This window comes from Microlunatus sp. GCM10028923 (assembly GCF_042666975.1).
In the GTDB taxonomy this organism is placed as follows: Bacteria; Actinomycetota; Actinomycetes; order Propionibacteriales; family Propionibacteriaceae; genus Microlunatus.
The window spans coordinates 157712-175596 of the sequence record NZ_JBHTFF010000014.1 but is presented as its reverse complement, the minus strand read 5'-3'; the positions used below and the strand labels follow the sequence as shown (position 1 = coordinate 175596).

Sequence of the window (17885 nt, the reverse complement as noted above, 5' to 3'; positions counted from 1 at the left end):
CCTTCTTCGACGACGGTCAGCGCGCGGCGGTGGCCGCGCAGCGATCGCAGTGGCGGTGCGGTGCCGGGTCCGGCGCCGCCTCCGCCCGGGGTTCGGTCGCGTAGCGGTTGACCGGCCGGCCGAGGCCGAAGGTCGACCGCAACGATCCGGTACGGGACTCGGCGGCCAGCCCGCCGAGACCGGGGACCCGAGGCAGCACCCGGTCGACGAAGATCGGCAACTGGGTCGGCAGCACCGAGAAGTTGATCACGAAGCCACCGACCAAGGGCGCCGTGTCGCCGAGGAACTCGGCCAGCCGGTCCGCCGAGCCGACGAACCGGCCGGCGTCCTCGCGGCGTGGCCCGCCGATCGCCTCGTCCAGCCGGCCGGCGACCTCGGCCGCCTCCGCCGCGGAAGCGGCGACCGTGACGTCCAGTTCGGCCAGCACGGTCACCGCGCCCTCCGGCCGTCCGGCCTCGGCGACCAGCTCCCGTACGTCACGGACGAACGCGTGATGATCATCGAGCCCGCCCCGGTCGTCGGGCCCGGCCAGCCGGCTCACCACGACGTCGGCCCCGTGCCCGATCACCGCTTCGGCGTTCGGATCGGCGGTCCGGACGAACGTCGGCGGCTGTCCCTGCGGCGGCCGCGGCGTGATCGACGGTCCCTTGACCGAGAAGTGATCACCGGCGAAGTCCACGTAGTGCAGCCGGTCGGCGTCGACGAACCGCCCGGTGGCGACGTCGCGGATCTCGGCGTCGTCCTCCCAGGAGTCCCACAGCCGCTGCACCACGTCGGCGGCCTCGGCCGCCTCCCGCCAGGCCTCCGCGGAGTCGGGCGCCGAGCGCCGGCCGATCAGGTCCGCCGCCACCGGATCGGTGCTGATCCCGACCAGCCAGCCGGCCCGGCCGAGGCTCGCATGATCAAGAGTGGCGACCGACTTCGAGACGTGGAACGGTTCGGCATGGGTCACCGCGAACGTCGGCACCAGCCCGATCCGCTCCGTCACCGGCGCGAGCCTGGCGGCGAGCAGTGCGGCGTCCAGCCGGCCCCGGAACGCGGGACCGTCGGCGGCACCGCTGCCGTACCGGTCCTCGAAGATCACGAAATCGAAGCCGCCGCGCTCGGCGAGCCGCACCTGATCGAGGTGGTAACGCGCGCCGTACGCCGCCCGGGCCTGCTCCGGCGCCAGCCGCCAGGCCGCCGGATGACTGCCGATGCCGTCGACGACCAACCCGAGCGGAATCGGAGAAGGAAGCTCTGCCATGGGTCCCACTGTAGGCAATTCCGAGTACTCCGATTATTCCGACTCACATACTAGGATTTAGCCGAGCATCGGCTCTGCGGCGATCGATCAGGATTCAAGAAGTGCAAGGCCGTACGGGATCCCTAGTCTGAGGTCATACCGACGAGGAAAGGGACCCGAGATGGCCAAGGCAACGCGGAAGACCGACCAGGCATCGTCCTACGACGGCTTCACCGAGGACGAGCGCGCCGCGATGAAGCAGCGCGCGGCCGAGCTCAAGGCCGCCAAGAAGGCGGGCACGGCGGCGGAGAAGGCCGCGGCGGCGGAGGCTGCCGTGGTCGAGAAGATCGCCGAGCTGCCGGACGGCGACCGGCAGCTGGCCGAGCAGGTGCACGCGCTGGTGAAGGCCGCGGCGCCGGAGCTGGCGCCGAAGCTCTGGTACGGGATGCCGGCCTACACCAAGGACGGCAAGAACCTCTGCTTCTTCCAGCCCGCCTCGAAGTTCGACGCCCGCTACGCGACGTTCGGGTTCGAGGGCACCGCGCAGCTGGACGACGGCACGATGTGGCCGACCGCCTATGCGATCACCGAGCTGACCGAGGCCGCCGCCGAGCGGCTGACCGCGTTGATCAAGCAGGCGGCCGGCGAGGCCTCCTGATCAGACTGACCTGCCCCCTTCGACAGGCTCAGGACATGCTTCGACAGGCTCAGGGAACGTGGTGGCTTGATCAGAGTTCGACCGGTTCGCCGGTCGGGCCGGCGACGACCAGCCGGTAGCGGGCCGGCTCGCCGGTGATCAACTCCGCCGCATCGGCCGGGTCGAGACCGAGGGCCCGGACCGCGTCGCGGGTCGGCTCCGGGTCGGGCTCGATCCGTTGCCAGGCAAGAAGTTCCAGGGTCGGCAGGTCGGCCAGGCCGGGGTGCGGCGTGTCGCCCCAGTCGATCAGGAACGGCACGTCGAACCGGTCCTCGCGGCGGGCCAGCCGCCACGCGAGCAGGGTGCCGTCCGGCGTGGTGCGGGACAGGTCGGCGACGTCGCCCGGGTCGTAGCCGGCGCTGCGGGAGGCCGCGACGACCGCGTCGATGCCGCCCGGATGGACGGCGTAGGTGACGATCGTCGGGCGGTCCAGGTCGGCGATGCCGAAGGTGTCCGGGCGGCGAGCCTGTCCTGAGCCCGTCGCGGCGGGGTCCGGCCCGATCAGCTCGAGGTAGTGCGACCCGCGCCGGCCGGCGACCGTGAAGGCGATCAGGGCGTTCGCGGTGCCGCGCGGGTGCACGCCGCCCGGGGCCGCGGTGACCCCGGTCCGGTCGGCGAACCAGGCCACCAGTTCGGCGAGGTCGGGTCCGGCGATCACCACATGATCAAGAAGCCTGGCCACCGACGTCATTCGGCGGCCTGCCGGCGTGCCTTGACCTCGGGCTGGCCCAGCGACAGCATCAGCCGGTTGGCCCAGTTGAAGAAGGCCGCGCTGTTGATCACGTCGATGATCGCGGCGTCGTCGAAGCCGGCGGCCCGGAGCCGCTCGATCTCCGCCGCACCGAACGCCGACGGGGTCCGGGTCAGCGCCACCGCGGCCGCGACGATCGCGTTCCAGGCCTCGTCGCCGAGGTCGGCGCCGACGCCCTCGTCCAGTAGCCGCTGCACGTCGTCCCGGCGGCCCGACTCGCGGGTCGCGGCGGCGGAGTGCACCGACGCGCAGTAGACGCAGCCGTTGTGCCGCGAGGCCGCCGTCGCGGCGAGCTCGCGTTCGGCCCGGCCGACGCCGCCGGCCGGGTTGCGGAAGATGTCGAGGTCGGTCAGGGTCCTGGCCTCCAGCGCGTCCGGGTCGCGCACCAGCAGCCGGAAGTACGGGCTCTTCGCGCGAACCGGGTCGATCAGCGCCTCCCGCTGCCGGTCGGTCAGCTCGGCCTCCTCGACCGGGGCCAGCCAGGGCACCCAGCCGAGCGACTGCTGGGTGAACCGGTCCGGGCCGGTCAGGTCCTGCGGGTCGGTCACCGTCATCGGATCGCTCCTTCGGAGTTCGCGGCCTGCAGGACGCGGAGGGCGGTCGCGGTCCGCAGCTGGAAGGAGAGGAACGCGACCAGCTGGGACAGCCGGACCACGTCGTCGGCGTTCCAGCCGGCGTCGGCCAGGGCCTGCAGCGCGGCCGGGCTCGACTCGCGCGGCCGGAACACCAGCAGGTGGGTGTGCGCGAGCGCGGCCGCCAGCCGGTCACCCAGCGCCGCGGCGGTCTCGGCGTCCGCGGTCCAGGCCGGGCCGGGCTCGCTCTCGTCCGCCAGGCCGGGCTCGCGGTAGTTGCCGTACGGTCCGGTGCCGCGGGCCGTCTCGGCGGCCTTGGTGATCACCGGCACAAGGTCCGGCTGCTCGTCCTCGAGCAGGTCGCGGTAGAACGCGGCGGCCGGCTCGTCCTGGTGCAGCGCGGCGGTGAAGGACGCCACGGCGTACCGCTCGCCGACCGGGAACGAACCCGGCTCGGTCGGCTCCAGCAGCGCCTCGAAGCTGCGCTGCGCGTGCTCGCGGGCCTGCGCCCGGGCGTCGCGCAGGGCGGCCAGCGGGCTGCCCGGCTCGATCCCGGCGAGCAGGTCGATGATGTCGGCGTTCCGGCTCATCGTGGTCCTTCCGTGTTGATCTTGTGGGCGTCCCGGAGTTGGTCCGTGATCAGCTCGCCGACCGGCCAACCGAGCCTCGGCGCGACCTCCGTCGCGAGCAGTTCCAGCGATCGCAGGGTGAGCTCGTGCGGCGCGTCGATCGAGTGCACCTGGAACGCGACATCGCTGGCCCGGGTCAGCGTACGGTCCGCGGCCAGCGACTCGGCGACCTCCTCCGCGGTGCCGACGTGGGTGTCGGTGAGCCGGATCAGGGTTGCCAGTTCAAGATCGTCCGCGTCGGCGCCGAGGAAGGTCTTGGCCAGTTGGCGCAGGCCGGGCTCGGCCAGCGCGAGCGCCTGATCACGCCGACCCGGATCGACGACCAGCGCGGTCCGCGACGCCAGCACGCGGTACGGCGAGCCCGCCGGCAACGCGGCCGCGTAGGCGTCGATGATCGGCAGCTGCAGCTCCGCCAGCGACAGGTCGCGATCATGCTCCGGCCGCGGCTGGGTCCGGGACAGCATCAGCCCGTCGCCGCGTTCGCCGGCCCGGCGGCCGCCGTCGGCCGAGAAGGTGGCCTGCCAGATCCGGCGGTCCAGTCCGTCCGCCGGCGGGTAGAGGCGCGCTTCCGTACCGCGGATTCCCTGGCCGGACAGGGAATCCAGGAAGATCGCGAAGTGATCGGCGAACAGCTCCCGGCGTTCCTCCGATGCGCGGCCGAACGGGGCGAACGACGACGGCGTGCCGCCGGCCGCGACGCCGAGCTGCACCCGGCCGCCGCTCAGCGCGTCCAGCACGCTGGCGTCCTCGGCTGCCCGGACCGGGTCGTCGATCGGCAACGTGATCACGCCGGTGGCCAGGGCGATCCGGGAGGTCTGCCGGGCCGCCGCGGCGAGCAGCACGAACGGCGACGGCAGGCCGCCCTCGTCCTCGCCGAAGTGGTGCTGGGCCAGCCAGGCGGACGCGAACCCGTGCCGCTCGGCGTGCTCGATCTGCTCCAGCGCGTAGCGGTACCGCTCGGCCGGGGTGGTCCGCTCCAGTAGCCGGGTGAAGAAGCCGATCCGCGGTCGGTGGGTTTGGTCGGTCATCCACTCCTCCTCGTCGGGTTCGCCCTGAGCTTGGTCCCCGGGATCGCCGCGATCAACTGCCGGGTGTAGTCGTGCTCGGCGGCGTCGAAGATCCGGCCGGTGGCGCCATGCTCCACCTGCCGGCCACGCTGCAGCACGGAGACCGTGTCCGCGATCTGGCGAACCACGGCAAGATCATGGGAGATGAAGACGTACGTCAGCGCCAGCTCGTCCTGGAGCTTCGCGAGCAGCCGCAGGATCTGCGCCTGGACCGTGACGTCGAGCGCGGACACCGCCTCGTCCAGCACGACGAGCTCCGGTTCCAAGATCAGCGCGCGGGCGATCGCGACCCGCTGGCGCTGGCCGCCGGACAGCTCGTGCGGCCGGCGGGCACCGTACTCGGGCGCCAGTGAGACCAGGTCGAGATAGCGGTCCACCCGCTCCGCCTGCTCGGCCCGGTTGCCGATCCGGAAGTTCTGCAGCGGTTCGGCGATGATCGTCGCCACGGTCTGCCGCGGATCCAGCGACGCGTACGGATTCTGGTACACCAGCTGCGCCGACCGGTGGAATGCGCGCCGGGAGCCCCGACGGGACCGGCCCCGGGCCACGACGTCGGTGTCACCGACCACGATCCGGCCGTCGGTCGGCCACTGGAAGCCGGTGATCGCGCGCCCGATCGTGGTCTTCCCGGACCCGGACTCGCCGACCAGCGCATGCGTCGTGCCGCGGGCCACCGTGAACGAGACGTCGTCGACCGCGACCAGCGGCGGCCGGCCGGACCTGCGGAACTCCTGCCGCAGCCCGGACACCTCCAGTAGCGGCGCCGCCGGAGCCGGAGCCTCGGGGCGTTGCGGCCGTTCGACGATCTTGGTCAGCGACGGGGCGTCGGCCAGCAGGGCCCGGGTGTAGTCGTCGGTCGGTTCCGACAGCACCTCGGCCGCGTCGCCGCGCTCCCGTACCGCTCCGTCGCGCATCACGACGACCGAGTCGGCCCGGTCGGCGGCGACCGCAAGATCATGGGTGATGAACAGCAGCCCGGTGCCGGTCTCGGCGCGGAGCCGGTCGAGCAGATCGAGCACCCGCTGCTGCACGGTGACGTCCAGCGCGCTGGTCGGCTCGTCGGCGATGATCAACTCCGGCTCCAGCGCCAGCGCCGCGGCGATCAGCACCCGCTGCCGCATCCCGCCGGACAGCTCGTGCGGATACTGCCGGGCCCGGGCCTCCGGGTCGTCCAGGTCGACCCGCTCCAGCAGCTCGTGCACCTTGGTCCTGATCTTGGTCCGGTCCCGCCAGCCGTGGATCCGGAGCGCCTCAGCGACGCTGTCGCCGATCCGCGCGACCGGGTTCAGCGAGTTGCCGGGGTCCTGCGGGATCAGCCCGATCCTGGCGCCCCGGATGGACCGCCAGCGCCGGTCCGGCAGGCCGACGAGTTCCGTTCCCTGCAAGGCGATGCTGCCGCCGGCGATCCGGCCGTTCGGCGGCAGCAGGCCGATGATCGACTGGGCCACCGACGACTTCCCGGAGCCGGACTCGCCGACCAGCGCAGTCACCTGGCCGGCCTCGACCTCGAGCGAGACGCCGGCCACGGCGGTGACCGGGCCACGCGCCGTGCGGTACTGCACCGCAAGATCACGAATCGCGAGCAGCGTCATCGCGCCTCTCCTCCGCGGATGGCCTGGCTGAGCCGGTTGGTCGCCAGCACGACGGCGGCCACGATCACGCCGGGCAGCGCGGTCAGCCACCAGGCGGTGGCCACGTAGTTGCGGCCCTCGGCGATCAGCAGGCCCCACTCCGGGGTCGGCGGCGGCGCGCCGTAGCCGAGGAAGCCGAGGGTGGAGATCTGCAGGATTGCCGAGCCGAACTGCAGCGCGGCCAGGGCGATCACCGGGGTCAGCGAGTTGGGCAGGATGTGCCGCCAGAGCACGCCGAAGAACGTACCGCCGGAGCCGAACGCCGCCTCGACGTATTCGCTGACCCGGACGCTGACCACCCGGGAGCGGGCCAGCCGGGCGAACGCGGCCACGGAGGTGACGCCGACCGCGATCGCCGCGTTCGTGGTGCCGAAGCCGAGCAAGATCACCACACTGAGCGACAACAGCAGCGCCGGTACGGCGAGCAGGACGTCGACGAACCGCATCAGGACGTCGTCGACCACGCCGCCCACGGCGCCGGCGATCACCCCGATCGAGGTCCCGACGACCAGGCCGACCAGCACCGCGATCAGCGCGCCGCTGATCGAGTTCGAGGCTCCGTGCACCACCCGCGCGAACAGGTCCCGGCCGGTCGCGTCGGTGCCGAACCAGTGCGCCGCGCTCGGCGGCTGCAGCGCGGCGGCGACGGGCTGGGTCGGGCTGAGCGGCGCGAACACCGACGGCAGCACCGCCCAGAGCAACGCGACCAAGATCACCAGCGACGGGATCAAGACGCCCGGCCGGAGCCAGCCCCGTACCGCCGCCGGCGTTGTCGTCTGCAGCGAGCTCATCGATCGCCTCGCTTCCGCAACCGTGGGTCGAGCACCGGGTAGAGCAGGTCGACCACGAGATTGATCACGACGAACACGGCCGTGGACAGCACCACGATCGCCAGCAGCACCGGGGTGTCCCGGTTGGCGACCGCCTGCGCGGTGAGCTGGCCGAGGCCGGGCCGGGCGAACACCGCCTCGGTGACGACCGCGCCGCCGACCAGTTCGCCGAACAGCAGGCCGGCCATGGTCAGCGTCGGCAGCAGGGCGTTGCGGGCGACGGTCCGCCAGAGCAGCCAGGTGGTGCTGGCGCCGCGGGCCCGGACCACCGAGACGAACGGCAGCTCGCGGACCTCCTCGATGCTGCGGATCAGCACCTGCGCCAGCGGCGCCGCGATCGGTACGGCGAGCGTCGCCACCGGCAGGATCAGCGCTTGGGCGGGATCGGCGCCGATCAACGGAACCAGGCCGAGCCGGAACGAGAAGATCTGGATCAGGATGATGCCGATCCAGAACACCGGCAGCGACACGAACAGCGGCGGCAGGTTGGCCAGCGCCCGGCGCAGCCATTCGCCCGGGCCGTAGGTCGCCGCGAACGCGATGATCACCGCGAGCAGGACCGCCACCAGCAGGCCGATCGAGGCCAGCACCAGGGTGGGCGGCAGCGCCGTCGTGATCAAGGTCGACACGGCCGCGCCGCTCTGCACCGAGAAGCCGAAATCGCCGCGCAGGAAGGAGAAACTCGACTCCGCGTAACGAATGATCAGCGGCCGGTCGGCACCGTAGGCGGCCCGGATCTCCTGCAGCTGTTCCGGCGACAGGCCGAGCTCCGGGCTGCCGTACCGGGCCAGCACGGCGTCGCCGGGCAGAGCCGCCAGCAGCAGGTAGGCCGCGGTGTAGGCGAGCACCAGGACGATCACGGCCTGGCCGGCCCGGCGCAGCAGGTACGGGACGGGCATCCGGTCAGCCGGCCAGCCAGGTGCCGTAGAAGGTGGGCCGGCCGACCGACTCCGTACCGAAGCCCTGCACCTCGGTGCGCAGCCCGAAGACCTGCGACTCCTCGAAGATCGGCAGGATGTAGGCCTGCTCGGCGAGCAGTTCCTGCGCGGCGGCGGAGGCGGCCTCACGCTGCTCGACCGTCGGCTCGGACGCGATGGCGCTGAGCAGGTTCTCCAGTTCCGCGTCGCCCACACTGCCGTCCTTGGTGTCCAGGTTGAGCAGGGTGTTGCGGTTCTTGGAGAAGTACTGCGACTTGATCACGTCGAAGTCCGCGCGGCCCACCATCGAGTGGTAGACCTGGATCTGCTTCGGGTCGAGCCGGGCGGTGTCCTGCGCCGCCTGATCACCGGGGAACAGCTTGACCTCGATGCCGAGTTCGGCCAGCTGGGCCTGGATCAGCGTGACCACCTCCTTGGACCGCGGCTGCGGCAGCGCCTCGTTGAAGGTGAGGCTGAGCCGCTCGTCGCCCTTGATCCTGATCTTGTCCGGTCCGGCCGCCCAGCCGGCCTCATCGAGCAGCGCGGCGGCGCGCGCCGGGTCGTGGGCGTAGTGCTTCGAGGTGTCCACGTAGCCGAGCGCGGTCTTGGCGAGGGCGCCGGTGGCCAGCGGATAGCTCTTGGTGAACAGGGTGTCGACGATCGCCTGCCGGTCGATCCCGGCGATGATCGCCTGCCGGACCCGGAGGTCCGACAGCGCAGGGGTACGGAACCGGAAGCTGAGCCCGTTGTTCACCCCGTTGGTGGCCGCCGCGTGCAGGGCCAGCCCCTGCCCGGCGAACTGGGTCTCGTCCGGCGCCTCGATCTGCCGGGCCAGCTGCGCCTGGCCCGACACGACGGTGCCGACCCGGACGCTGTCCTCCCCCGCGACCACGTAGGTGATCTTGTCCAGCCGGGCCCGGCCCTGGTGGCTCAGCGACGGCGGCGCCCAGTCGTAGTCCTCCCGGACCTTGAAGCTCAGCTGGGTGCCGACCTGCTCGTCCTCGATCACGAACGGCCCGCTGCCGATGATCGACTTCGCGTTGCCCGGACCGAACCCCTCGCTGGTCTTGTCCAGCGTCGCATTGGACAGCAGGCCGGAGTTGATCGTCGAGGTGGCCTGCGCGAAGCCCGGCGCCGGGGCGCTGAAGTGGAACCGGACCGTCTGCTCGTCGACCACCTCGCCGTGGTCGTAGTTGTTGATCGCCTCGGAGACGGTGAGCGCCCGGCCGCTGTCGCCCTTCCCGTACAGGTCGAAGTTCTTGACCACGTTCGCCGCGTCGAGCGGCGTCCCGTCCGAGTAGCTGACGCCCTTCCGCAGGGTGAACGTGTACTGCGTCGCGTCCTTGTTGATCTTGGGCAGTTCCGCGGCGATCCACGGCTCCAGCTCCAGCGTCTCCGGGTTCTGGTAGAGCAGCCGGTCGGTCAGGTTGTTGATCACGCCGCCGTTGGGGTAGAAGCCCGCGGCCGGCGGATAGAGCGTGGTCCACGTCTGCGGTTCCAGGTACGTCAGCGCACCGCCCGTCCTCGGCTCGCCGCTGACACTGCCCCCACCGGACTGCGGATCCGTGCCGCCGCAGGCCGCCAGGAGTCCCGCCACCGAGGCGGCCGAACCCGCGATCAGCAGATCGCGCCGTGAAACCGTCATGCCCCTGAGCCTCCCGTCGTGCCTGGACCGCTCTGGTCCACGCCGACCCTAAGCAGCCGGGGCCGCGGTGCCGGTCCGCTCTCGTACCGTGAGACAGGACCTACCTGAAAGGTAGGGAATCCGCAGCCGGGCTCAGCGCTTCCGGGGTGCCGCGGTCGAGTCCCTGATCACCAGCTCGGTGGCGATCTCGATGTTCTGCGGCTTGGTGTCCTCGCCGGCGATCAGGGCGACCGCGGTCTCGACGCCGACGGCACCCATCTCCTCCAGCGGCTGCCGGACGGTGGTCAGCAGCGGGGCGCAGTTGCGCGCGACGACAAGATCATCGAAGCCGACCACGCTGACGTCCTCGGGCACCCGGAGCCGGAGCCGGCGGGCGGCGTCGATCACGCCGATGGCCTGGAAGTCACTCGCCGCGACGATCGCGGTGGGCGGCCGGTCCCGGCTCAGCAGCTCGGTGCCCAGCGCGAGGCCCGACTCGAACGAGTAGACGCCGGGCACGACATCGGCGTCGCCCCGCGCGAGCCCGTACCCCTCGAGGGCGGCGGTGAAGCCGGAGACCCGGGCCCGGGAGACCAGGCCGGTCGCCGGGCCGGACACCATGGCCAGCTCCCGATGTCCCAACTCCAGCAGGTGTTCGGTGGCCGAGAAGGCGCCGCGCCAGTTGGTCGCGTTGATGCTGTGCGCCTTCGTCGCCGTGGTCGAGTGCACGTCGATGATCACCACCGGCATCCCGTGCGCCGCGAACCGGTCGAACTGCGCGTCGGTCAGGGTCGAGGAGATCGCCAGCGCGGCCCGGCGCCCGGTGGAGGCCAGTTGATCAATCCAGCGCAGGTCGTCCGAAGCGGCCGGCAGGGTCTCCAGGAAGACCTCGCAGCCGAGCTGCTGGGACCGGGACACCACACCGCGGATCACGTCGAGCGTGAACGGCGACGCGACATCGCGCAGCATCAGGGCGACGGCATAGCGCGGCCGGCGCTCCCGCGTGGACAGGTAGCCCATCGCCTCCAGCGTCTCGCTGACCCGCTGCCGGGTCGCTTCGGCCACGTGCGGCGAGTTGTTGGCGACCTTGGAGACGGTCGACATCGACACCTTCGCCGCTTCCGCGACCTCGGCCAGCGAAACCTGCTTCGCCTTGCGCTTACGGCCAGTCATCCTCCGCCCCGACTCCCTTCCTCTGCTTCGATCAGGCACCCTACCAGTAACAAACTTGCAGAAATTTTCCTTGACGTTGTTTACAGAACGCTTCTACGATTTCGGCAGGCGCTCTGCCCATGACGAAGGAGTCATCCCATGCCCCACGCCAAGCTCAGCCGCCGGGCCGTCCTCGCCGCCACCGCGCTGACCACCGGTGCCGCCGTGATCGGCGGACCGGCGGCCCTCGCCACCGCCGCCGCCGCGACCACGCCCGTGGACGGCTACCCGGCTCGCCGGATCACCGGCTACGACACGCTGAGCTACCTCAACTACCCGCACAACAACGGGTTCTTCCGCGGTGGTAGCCACGTTCTGATCCGCAAGCAGGCCTTCCCGTCCGACCTGCCCGCGTACCTGACCATCCACAATCTCAAGACCGGCACCTTCCAGACGCTGCCGGAACGCAAGCCGGGCCGGCCGATGCTCGGCGGCTACTTCGACGTGAACTACCGGACCGGGCTGCTGGTGATCCCGGAGAGCGCGGCGCAGGCGGCGCTGGACGGCACCACCGTCCGGGTCTGGGCGATCAACCTCAACGCCGTGGTGGAGCACGGCACCGCCGAGTGGCGGGAGGTGTTCCGGCTGCCACCGAACACGACCGTCGCCGACACCATGGTCGGCATCCACCCGGACGGGACCAAGATCGCGTTCAGCATCATGTCCAATGATCTTGTGCCGGGCGGCGAACTGCCCGGCGACCGGCATTGCCGGATCGTCGAAGTCGATCTTGGTACGGGAGCGGAGCGGACCCTGGTCGAGCACGACCTGCTGTCCAACCACGTGCACTACTCGCCGGCGAACCCGGAGTGGGTGATGTTCACCCGCGAGGGCGACGTCAACCTGCACACCCAGCGGATCTGGGGCTATCACCCGGTGCATGCTCCGCACGGCGCCAACATCGGCAATCAGTTGCTGCCGAACGGGAGTTACCTGCGCGTGGGCCATGAACGGGCCTGCTTCGACGAGGAGGCCACGGTCGCCTGCAACTACGCCGCTCCGCGCAGCCTGTACAAGTTCTACTTCGACCAACGGCCGCCGGTGGAACTGGCCAGGGGCTGGTTCGAGCACTGCGACGTCAGCCGGGACGGCCGCTTCGTGGTCAGCGACACCGGTGGCCCGGCCTATCCCGGGCAGACCAGCCTCACCGTTGTCGATCTTGGTCTGGGCAACACGGCGACTACGGTGCTGACCGATCTGACCCGCGGGCTGAACCATCCGCGGCACATCCATCCGGTGTTCTCCCCCGACGGCCGGTACGTGTTCTTCAACGACCCGGACCCGGTCGACCGCAACGCCGCCGGCCTCCGGGTCGGCTACGTCGACCTGCGCCCGCACGGGTTCAGCGACGCGCTGCCGATCGTGATCGGCCGGGTGAACACCGAGGTGCCGAACCGGCGCGGCCCGTCCGACCGGACGTTCCTGGACGAGTTGTACAAGTACGCGCCGTTCGGTTCACCGGACGCGCTGCGCCGGCGGGTCGACGAGACCGTGATCAAGTGGCGCCGGGCCGGCCTGCTGTCCGACGCGGAGGGCGAGCGGGTCCGGCTCGCCGCCCGCTGAGCGCCGGCGACCAGGGAGCTGATCATGTCCGACGTACGATTCCCGCGCCGGTCCGTGCTGGCCGGCGCGGGCGGCCTCGCCCTGACCGCAGCGGCCGGAGCCGGGCCGGCGACCGCGAAGATCAACGCAGAGCTGCCGGTCCGCTGGCTGACCGACCACACCGACCGGAGCTTTCTCACCTATCCGCACCACAACGGCTTCCTCAACGGCGGCGCCCACCTGATCATCAGGTATCAGGACCTGGCCGCCAGCCAGCCCGAGTACCTGCACCTCGTCGACCTGGCGACCGCGGCCCGCACCCCGCTGCCGGCCCGGCCCTCCGGCGACCAGATGGGCGGCGGCTACTTCGACGTGCACGCCCCGACCGGAACGATCTTCTGTGTCGAGAGCCCGGCCGACCCCGCCGTCGCGCCGTTCCGGGTCTGGTCGTTCGACGCGGCTCGGTTCCTCGCCGACGGGACCGGCAGCTGGCAGCTCCGCCACACGCTCCCGCTGAACCAGCGGATCGCCGATCACCTGGTCGCCGTCCACCCGGACGGGACCAAGATCGCGTTCAGCGTGCTGACCGGGACCACGCCGAACTGGCACTCCGACATCACCGAGATCACCCTGGCCACCGGCGCCGCCGAAGTCCTGGTGTCGCAGGACAAGCTGTTCAACCACGTCCACTACCACCCGGCGTTCCCGACCTGGTTGATCTTCGCCCATGAGGGCGACGTGCTGACCACGAGCGACCGGGTCTGGGCGCACCACCGGACCTACCTGCCGAACGGCGGCAACATCGTGCCGCAACTCACCGGCACCGCCCTCCGGCTGGCCCACGAACGAGCCTGTCACCACGACGACTCGGTGGTGGTGATCAACTACGCCAACCCGCGCGGCCTGGTCCGCGGTCACCTGGACAGCCGGACCCCGGTCCAGCTCGCCGACGGCCGGTTCGAACACTGCGACATCAGCCGGGACGGCCGGTGGATCGTCGTCGACACCTCCGACCAGGCCGGCATCGGCACCTCGATCGAGTTGATCGACACCGCCAACGGCAACCTGGTCATCCCGATCGTGACCGGCATCGTCCGCGGCCAGAACCATCCGCGGCACAACCACCCGATCTTCTCGCCCGACGGCCGGTACGTGCTCTTCAACGACCCCGACCCCGCCCGCCCGGACGACGGCGGGCTCCGGATCGGCGTCGTCGACCTCAGCGGCCTCTGAACCGCACCATCCAAGGAGAACCATGCACGACACGTCAGCACCCCCGACCGGGCGCCGGGACTTCCTCCGGCTCGGCCTGACCGGCGCCGTCCTGGCCGGACCGCTGGCCGGCGCCCTGGCCGGCTGCGCGAACCATGATCAACAGAGCGGCGCCTCCGGGGCCGACCCGGCCGGCCGCGCCCTGCTCCCCGCCTACCGGGCTTTCCAGGCCGGCACACCCGACCTGAAGGGCGAGCACGGTGCCTCGGACGGCTACTTCCACTACCCGGCCGAGCCGGCCCGCACGGTGGACGCCAAGCCGGGTGACGGCAAGCCGATCACCGCGATGGCCTCGATCTGGTCGCCGGCCCCGCCAGGGCTGCCGGAGAACCTGGCCTGGCAGCACCTCAATGATCAACTCGGCAGCGAGTTCCAGTTCCAGGCGGTGCCGGCCGCCGACTACAAGGCCCGGTTCGCGACGACGATCGCCGGCGGCGACCTGCCGTCCATGATCGAACTCGCCCAGGTGCCCCGGCTGCCCGAGCTGCTCCGGGCGACCTGCATCGACCTGACCGAGCACCTGACCGGCGACGCCGTCCTCCGCTATCCCAACCTGGCCAACCTGCCGGGCCCGGCGTGGCAGGCCGGGATCTACGACGGCGCGATCTTCGGCATCCCGACCGACCGCGGGCTCTGGCAGAGCGGAATCCTGTTCCAGCGTTCGGATCTGATCAAGGAGAAGGGGCTGTCCGCCGCCGACCTGCGGGACTTCGGCGACTTCGCGGCCTTCTGCGGCGAGCTCACCAACGCGCGCAAGAGCAGCTGGGCGCTGGCGACGGTGCCGATCCCCTATCTCCGGCAGCTGCTCGGCATCCCGAACGGCTGGCGGGTGGACGGCGACACCTTGATCAGCGCGTACGAGGTGCCGGAGCAGGAGCAGGCACTGCAGGCGTGCATCGACCTGTGGCAGGCCGGCGTGGTCCATCCCGACGCGTTCGCCGTGGCCGGGAACCTGAAGGCCAAGCAGCTGTTCGGCGCCGGCCGGGTCCACCTCGCCTGGGACGCGTACGCCGCCTGGTTCCAGTTCCACCGGGAGAACCCGCCCGGGACGCCGTTCGACCTGGACGGGATGCCGCTGTTCGGCTTCGACGGCGGCACGGTCCCGTTCCACCTCGGACCGCCGGCGTACTCGGTCGGGGTCATCCCGAAGGGCAACGAAGATCGACTGGAGACGATCCTCGGCGTCTGGAACTACCTGGCCGCGCCGTTCGGCAGCCAGGAGTACCTGCACACGACGTACGGGAAGGAAGGCCCGAACTTCACCCGTCGCGGCTCCGACCCGGTGCGCACCGAGCGGGGCAAGCGCGAGGTGCTCAGCCTTTCCTGCCTGGTCTGCCCGCCTCTGGTCGGCTACTACCCGGAGGATCCGGAGCCGACCCGCCGGTTCCACGCCCACCAGACCGCGATGGCCGCGAACACCGAACCGAATCCCGGCCGCTACCGGTACTCGGAGACCAACGCCAGCGACGGCATCAAGATCAACGCGGTGATCGACGACACGTTCAACGCGATCATCCAGGGCCGCAAGCCGATCAGCGACTGGGCCGGTGCGGTCGCGACCTGGCGCAAGGACGGCGGCGACAAGATCAGGGACGAACTGAAGATCGCCCTGGAGCTCTAGGGTCCTAGGAGGGTGGTGTTTGACACCACCCTCCTAGCGCTCCTCGAACTTGCCCTCGTCCCGGATCCGCCGGTTCAGCTCGGTCAGATAGAGGTCCTCGTCGAAGTCCATCGGGACCTCCTGGCCGAGCCAGCTGGAGAGGTGGATCGCGTTGGCCAGCCGGACCCCGTTGATGCCGTCGCTACCGGGAGCGAGCAAGGGGGTGCCGTCGAGGATGTTCGCCGCGAAGTTCTCCAGGACCCCGGCGTGCTGGGATCCCCAGGCGGAGCTGAGGTCGATGGTCTCCTCGGTGTACAGCTCGCTGGTCTTCAGCTGTCCCTTGAAGAGGTTGCGCACCTCGTCGGTGCTCAGGTTCGCCGAGATGTCCTGCTCGTCCTTGACCAGCCGGGTCACCGTGGCGATCTTGGACCGGTCGACGACGATCTTGCCCCGGTCGGCCAGGATCTCGAACCGGTCGGTGCCGACAAGATCATGAGTCGCCGTGGTGAAGGTGCCGGTCGCCCCGTCGCCGTAGTCCACGACGGCGGTGACCTCGTCCTCGACGGCGATGTCCCGGCGGAAGCCGTACGCGACCTTGGCGTAGACCGACTTCGGCACGCCGCAGATCCACTGCCACAGATCGAGCTGGTGCGGCGCCTGGTTGACCAGGACGCCGCCGCCCTCGCCGCCCCAGGTGGCGCGCCACTCGGACTGGTCGTAGTAGCCCTGCGGCCGCCACCAGGTGGTGATGATCCAGTTCGTCCGGCGGATCGTGCCGAGCTCGCCGGAGTCGACGATCTCCTTGATCCGCTGGTAGAGCGGATTGTTGCGCTGATTGAACATGATGCCGAACGTGAGCTCCGGCCGGGTCGCGGCGAAGTCGTTCAGTTCCTTGACCTGCTTGGTGTACACACCGGCCGGCTTCTCCACCAGGGCATGGATCCCGGCCCGCAGCGCCGCGATGCCGATCTCCGGATGCAGGTAGTGCGGCACCGTCGTGACGACCGCGTCGACCTCGCCGGAATCCAGCAGCGACTGATAGTCCGGGAAGAACGGGACGCCGTACTCGGCGGCCACGCTCGCCTTGTCCGGGTCGGTGTCGGCGATCGCGGTGACCTTCATGTTGGGTACCAGACCGCGCCGCTCGATGAACTGGGCGTACATCGATCCCTGGGTGCCGAGTCCGATGATCCCCAACCGCACCTTGTCGTCAACCATGCCAGTCCTCGTCGTCATAGCGGGCAGTTCCGGTCGTCAGCACGAGCCCTGGTTCCCGTCCGGGCGGCCCGTGCGCATCTCACTTTGCGCGATCCTGCCCGCCGACCGCAAACGCTTGCCATCGGTTGTCATGATCAGTCTGCGGCGCGCGGGATCAGCCCCAGGGCCGCGCCGAGGTCCGGCGCCAGCCCGTCCAGCCGTTCGTGCGGCGGCTTCGGCAACACCAGTCCGAGGGCCGCGGCGAGGGCAGGTCCCAGCCGACGGATCTGCTCCCCCGGCCGCGGGTCGACCGCCCAAGCCGTCCGCGGTACGGCAGCCAGCTCGCCGCGGCGACGGGCCACCGCGAGCGCGATCGGGGCACTGCCGGCGACGCTGGGCGAGGCGCCGTGGCCGGCCAGGGACTGCACCACGTCGTCCGGCTGAGAGCTGTAACTGGCCAGGTGAACCGTCCCCGGCCAGTTGCCGCGACCCGGCTCTGGCAGCGGTACGGCAGCCGGCGCGACCAAGATCATCGGGTCGAGGCCCAGCTCGATCCGCTGCGTCCCGGGCGGTGTCGCCAGGCCCGGCGGCAGGGCGACCACGGCGCCGTCCAGCAGGCCCTCCGCGATCAGCCGGACCAGCTGACCGCCGTTCTGAATCCGCTGGTCGACCAGGGTTCCTTCCGGCAGCAGCGCATCCAGCGCGCTGAAGACCGACACCGAGAGGCTGGTGAACGTCCCGAACCGGAGCCGGTCCCGGCCCGCTGCCCGCCGGGCTTCGTCGGCGGCCTGCTGAACCAGGGCCAGGATCTCCCGGGCCCGCTCGACATAGCCGACGCCGGCGTGCGTCGGCCGGGTGCCGGTCGCGCCGCGGTCGAACAGCGGCACACCGATCCGGCGCTCCAGCGAACGCAGCCGGTTCGAGGCCGACGGCTGGGCGATGTGCAGGCTGGCCGCCGCGGCGCTCATCGAACGATGGTCGGCCAGAGCGACCGCGAGCCGGAGGTCGTCGATGGAACTGGTCCCGTTCGCCCGATTGGCCATAGCCGCAGCCTATCGACTAAATGAAAGTGAAAGTCACTTCTATTCAGGTCCGGGACCGCTCAGACTGGTGGAGGCT

16 protein-coding genes are annotated in these 17885 nt (G+C 70.9%); 4 read left to right on the top strand and 12 right to left on the bottom strand.

Annotated elements, in window-relative coordinates:
* Positions 1-16: 16 nt before the first annotated feature.
* Entirely contained in the window at positions 17-1246 is a 1230-nt protein-coding gene (locus ACFQU4_RS28845) for an LLM class flavin-dependent oxidoreductase (RefSeq protein WP_377498755.1), read from the bottom strand.
* Between the two features lie 160 nt (positions 1247-1406).
* On the opposite strand from ACFQU4_RS28845, the gene ACFQU4_RS28840 reads away from it, so the two are divergent.
* A complete protein-coding gene (locus tag ACFQU4_RS28840) occupies positions 1407-1883 on the top strand; it encodes an iron chaperone (protein ID WP_377498753.1) in 477 nt (158 codons plus the stop codon).
* A 70-nt stretch (positions 1884-1953) separates the two neighbouring features.
* Here the strand turns inward: ACFQU4_RS28840 and ACFQU4_RS28835 are convergent, their stop codons facing one another.
* The 9 genes from ACFQU4_RS28835 to ACFQU4_RS28795 all read right to left on the bottom strand — a co-directional run bounded on the left by ACFQU4_RS28835 (position 1954) and on the right by ACFQU4_RS28795 (position 11116).
* Positions 1954-2613 carry a VOC family protein gene (locus ACFQU4_RS28835; RefSeq protein ID WP_377498751.1) on the bottom strand — a complete coding sequence of 220 codons (660 nt, stop codon included), beginning with the start codon at positions 2611-2613 and terminating at the stop codon, positions 1954-1956.
* Positions 2610-3227 carry an alkylhydroperoxidase domain protein gene (locus ACFQU4_RS28830; protein WP_377498749.1) on the bottom strand — a complete coding sequence of 206 codons (618 nt, stop codon included), beginning with the start codon at positions 3225-3227 and terminating at the stop codon, positions 2610-2612. Before ACFQU4_RS28830 ends, ACFQU4_RS28835 begins: the two co-directional genes overlap by 4 nt.
* Positions 3224-3835, bottom strand: coding sequence for a CMD domain protein (locus tag ACFQU4_RS28825; RefSeq protein WP_377498747.1), 612 nt, complete (start codon positions 3833-3835; stop codon positions 3224-3226). The genes ACFQU4_RS28830 and ACFQU4_RS28825 overlap by 4 nt, the downstream gene beginning before the upstream one ends.
* A complete protein-coding gene (locus ACFQU4_RS28820; protein WP_377498745.1) occupies positions 3832-4902 on the bottom strand; it encodes a putative FMN-dependent luciferase-like monooxygenase in 1071 nt (356 codons plus the stop codon). The genes ACFQU4_RS28825 and ACFQU4_RS28820 overlap by 4 nt, the downstream gene beginning before the upstream one ends.
* On the bottom strand, positions 4899-6533 hold the full coding sequence (locus ACFQU4_RS28815) for a dipeptide ABC transporter ATP-binding protein (RefSeq protein ID WP_377498743.1): 1635 nt from the start codon (positions 6531-6533) through the stop codon (positions 4899-4901). Before ACFQU4_RS28815 ends, ACFQU4_RS28820 begins: the two co-directional genes overlap by 4 nt.
* Positions 6530-7363 carry an ABC transporter permease gene (locus tag ACFQU4_RS28810; protein WP_377498741.1) on the bottom strand — a complete coding sequence of 278 codons (834 nt, stop codon included), beginning with the start codon at positions 7361-7363 and terminating at the stop codon, positions 6530-6532. Before ACFQU4_RS28810 ends, ACFQU4_RS28815 begins: the two co-directional genes overlap by 4 nt.
* Entirely contained in the window at positions 7360-8301 is a 942-nt protein-coding gene (locus ACFQU4_RS28805) for an ABC transporter permease (protein WP_377498739.1), read from the bottom strand. The genes ACFQU4_RS28810 and ACFQU4_RS28805 overlap by 4 nt, the downstream gene beginning before the upstream one ends.
* A 4-nt stretch (positions 8302-8305) precedes the next feature.
* Positions 8306-9964 (bottom strand): TIGR04028 family ABC transporter substrate-binding protein, encoded by a 1659-nt coding sequence (locus tag ACFQU4_RS28800; protein WP_377498737.1) that lies wholly within the window; start codon positions 9962-9964, stop codon positions 8306-8308.
* A gap of 132 nt (positions 9965-10096) precedes the next feature.
* Positions 10097-11116 carry a LacI family DNA-binding transcriptional regulator gene (locus ACFQU4_RS28795; protein ID WP_377498735.1) on the bottom strand — a complete coding sequence of 340 codons (1020 nt, stop codon included), beginning with the start codon at positions 11114-11116 and terminating at the stop codon, positions 10097-10099.
* A gap of 138 nt (positions 11117-11254) precedes the next feature.
* Between ACFQU4_RS28795 and ACFQU4_RS28790 the strand changes: the two genes are divergently transcribed.
* The 3 genes from ACFQU4_RS28790 to ACFQU4_RS28780 are packed head-to-tail and all read left to right on the top strand — an operon-like array spanning position 11255 to position 15590.
* Positions 11255-12718: a hypothetical protein gene (locus tag ACFQU4_RS28790; RefSeq protein ID WP_377498733.1), complete on the top strand. Its 1464-nt coding sequence runs from the start codon at positions 11255-11257 to the stop codon at positions 12716-12718.
* 24 nt (positions 12719-12742) lie between these two features.
* Positions 12743-13930 (top strand): TolB family protein, encoded by a 1188-nt coding sequence (locus ACFQU4_RS28785; protein WP_377498731.1) that lies wholly within the window; start codon positions 12743-12745, stop codon positions 13928-13930.
* Between the two features lie 22 nt (positions 13931-13952).
* Positions 13953-15590, top strand: a complete 1638-nt coding sequence (locus ACFQU4_RS28780; protein ID WP_377498729.1) for a hypothetical protein — start codon at positions 13953-13955, stop codon at positions 15588-15590.
* A 33-nt stretch (positions 15591-15623) separates the two neighbouring features.
* On the opposite strand, the gene ACFQU4_RS28775 is transcribed toward ACFQU4_RS28780, so the two are convergent.
* Positions 15624-16787: a Gfo/Idh/MocA family protein gene (locus tag ACFQU4_RS28775; protein ID WP_377498727.1), complete on the bottom strand. Its 1164-nt coding sequence runs from the start codon at positions 16785-16787 to the stop codon at positions 15624-15626.
* A gap of 134 nt (positions 16788-16921) precedes the next feature.
* Positions 16922-17809 carry a LysR family transcriptional regulator gene (locus ACFQU4_RS28770; RefSeq protein ID WP_377498725.1) on the bottom strand — a complete coding sequence of 296 codons (888 nt, stop codon included), beginning with the start codon at positions 17807-17809 and terminating at the stop codon, positions 16922-16924.
* Positions 17810-17885 lie beyond the last annotated feature (76 nt).

What these genes read in the sequence shown, in the direction of transcription:
- ACFQU4_RS28845 (WP_377498755.1), bottom strand. Translation starts at nt 1,246, where the DNA reads ATGGCAGAGCTTCCTTCTCCGATTCCGCTCGGGTTGGTCGTCGACGGC.
- ACFQU4_RS28840 (WP_377498753.1), top strand. Translation starts at nt 1,407, where the DNA reads ATGGCCAAGGCAACGCGGAAGACCGACCAGGCATCGTCCTACGACGGC.
- ACFQU4_RS28835 (WP_377498751.1), bottom strand. Translation starts at nt 2,613, where the DNA reads ATGACGTCGGTGGCCAGGCTTCTTGATCATGTGGTGATCGCCGGACCC.
- ACFQU4_RS28830 (WP_377498749.1), bottom strand. Translation starts at nt 3,227, where the DNA reads ATGACGGTGACCGACCCGCAGGACCTGACCGGCCCGGACCGGTTCACC.
- ACFQU4_RS28825 (WP_377498747.1), bottom strand. Translation starts at nt 3,835, where the DNA reads ATGAGCCGGAACGCCGACATCATCGACCTGCTCGCCGGGATCGAGCCG.
- ACFQU4_RS28820 (WP_377498745.1), bottom strand. Translation starts at nt 4,902, where the DNA reads ATGACCGACCAAACCCACCGACCGCGGATCGGCTTCTTCACCCGGCTA.
- ACFQU4_RS28815 (WP_377498743.1), bottom strand. Translation starts at nt 6,533, where the DNA reads ATGACGCTGCTCGCGATTCGTGATCTTGCGGTGCAGTACCGCACGGCG.
- ACFQU4_RS28810 (WP_377498741.1), bottom strand. Translation starts at nt 7,363, where the DNA reads ATGAGCTCGCTGCAGACGACAACGCCGGCGGCGGTACGGGGCTGGCTC.
- ACFQU4_RS28805 (WP_377498739.1), bottom strand. Translation starts at nt 8,301, where the DNA reads ATGCCCGTCCCGTACCTGCTGCGCCGGGCCGGCCAGGCCGTGATCGTC.
- ACFQU4_RS28800 (WP_377498737.1), bottom strand. Translation starts at nt 9,964, where the DNA reads ATGACGGTTTCACGGCGCGATCTGCTGATCGCGGGTTCGGCCGCCTCG.
- ACFQU4_RS28795 (WP_377498735.1), bottom strand. Translation starts at nt 11,116, where the DNA reads ATGACTGGCCGTAAGCGCAAGGCGAAGCAGGTTTCGCTGGCCGAGGTC.
- ACFQU4_RS28790 (WP_377498733.1), top strand. Translation starts at nt 11,255, where the DNA reads ATGCCCCACGCCAAGCTCAGCCGCCGGGCCGTCCTCGCCGCCACCGCG.
- ACFQU4_RS28785 (WP_377498731.1), top strand. Translation starts at nt 12,743, where the DNA reads ATGTCCGACGTACGATTCCCGCGCCGGTCCGTGCTGGCCGGCGCGGGC.
- ACFQU4_RS28780 (WP_377498729.1), top strand. Translation starts at nt 13,953, where the DNA reads ATGCACGACACGTCAGCACCCCCGACCGGGCGCCGGGACTTCCTCCGG.
- ACFQU4_RS28775 (WP_377498727.1), bottom strand. Translation starts at nt 16,787, where the DNA reads ATGGTTGACGACAAGGTGCGGTTGGGGATCATCGGACTCGGCACCCAG.
- ACFQU4_RS28770 (WP_377498725.1), bottom strand. Translation starts at nt 17,809, where the DNA reads ATGGCCAATCGGGCGAACGGGACCAGTTCCATCGACGACCTCCGGCTC.